The following is a 1,415-nucleotide window of genomic DNA, read 5'->3' as shown; positions in this document are numbered from 1 at the left end:
GCCACGGGGGCGGCCGGTGCGACCGGAGCCCCGGGCGGCCCGACGGAGGCACGTTCCCGGGCCCTGGAATGCCGCAACCCCGGCCCGATCGACGCGGAAATGACAGAGCATCAGCCGTGTGCGGCATCCGACCGGCTGCCATCCGCAGCAAGCCGCCCCCGGGCCCGAGGCCTCACCAGCAGCCGCCCGAGCCGCAGCCGGAACGGTCCCGGCAGCGGCACGCAGCCGCACGCCTCCCGTCGGAAGCCGGCCCACGGCACTGGTCCGGAACAGGGGGCCGGACCCGACCATGCATGGCCCGGAGGGCGTGCGCCGATGCGGCCCGAGGCCCGACGGGAGGCGTGCGGAGCGCAGGCCTGCCGCCGCTCGACGAACCACTCCCGGCAACCGTCACGGACCCGGCGACGCCGGGCGACGCCCGGACACTCCCCGGCTCACCGACCGGGCCACGTCAGCCGACGCGGCGCCCGGATCGAGCTCCCCGCCCCCCCTTCCGCCCCCACCCCGCCTGGCCGCCGCAGCACTGGGCCGGCGGGGCATCTGCGCCCCGCGCCGCCGCCCGGAAGGAGCCCCCGCGCAGGTGGCAGCCACACCACGGTTCAGAGCGGCGCGCCGCACGGCCCCCGCGGGCCGTCACGGGCTTGCCCCGGATACTCCGATTCCGTACTATCCGAAACCGTGAAGTCTGAATCCGTTCCATCCGGGCGTTCGGCCCTGCTCGCCCTGCAGCGCGCGACCCACGCCACCCTGCAACTGATCGCCGCCGAACTCGTCGACCTGGACCTGACCGCCTCCGAGACCAACGCCCTGGCGAACCTCGCCGACGGCCGGGGCAGAACCGTGTCCCAGCTGGGCGCCGCCGCCGGCACCCGCCCCACGACGCTGACCGGCGTGCTCGACCGGTTGGAGCGGCGCGGTTACATCACCCGCGGCACACGGGCCGGCGACCGCCGCTCGGTTCTCATCGAGCTCACCGAGTCCGGGCAGGCGGCGGCCGCCCTGATCCGGCAGACGCTGGCCGATCTCGAAAACCGCGCCCTGGGCGGCCTGCCGGCCGAGTCGATCGCCGGTTTCCACGCCATGCTGGACGCGTTGATCGCGGAGGGCTCGTGACCGCGACCGGCCCCGGTACAGGCGCGGAATCCTCCCCGTTCACCCAGTTGATGGACGAGGTGATGGCCACCGCCGACCGGTTCGGGCACCGCCAGCACGTCCATCTGACCTGGCTGGCCGTCCGGCGACACGGAACCGCTGCAGCGGTGGACCTGATCGGCGACGGCATCCGGCGCACCGCCCGCTACGCGGGCGTCCCCCAGAAGTACCGCCTGGACGCTGGTCAGCAGCCAGCAGGTGCCGAACCTGCCCTGGTCCACGTCCTGCCAGCTCATCGCCTCGGTCGAGCCGGAGACCCGCTG

At 74.8% G+C, this 1,415-nt stretch carries 2 protein-coding genes; both read left to right on the top strand.

Annotated features, from left to right (window positions below; all coding sequences use genetic code 11):
- The first annotated feature begins 678 nt into the window (after positions 1 to 678).
- A complete protein-coding gene (locus tag ABZ641_RS37290) occupies positions 679 to 1,113 on the top strand; it encodes a MarR family transcriptional regulator (protein WP_359989019.1) in 435 nt (144 codons plus the stop codon).
- On the top strand, positions 1,110 to 1,415 hold a 306-nt coding region (locus tag ABZ641_RS37285; protein WP_359989017.1), incomplete at its 3' end, for a hypothetical protein. The genes ABZ641_RS37290 and ABZ641_RS37285, both read left to right, overlap by 4 nt.

Source organism: Kitasatospora sp. NPDC007106 (assembly GCF_040634455.1).
In the GTDB taxonomy this organism is placed as follows: Bacteria; Actinomycetota; Actinomycetes; order Streptomycetales; family Streptomycetaceae; genus Kitasatospora; species Kitasatospora arboriphila.
Note: the sequence above shows the minus strand (reverse complement) of the source record. Positions and strands in the feature narration are given on the sequence as shown.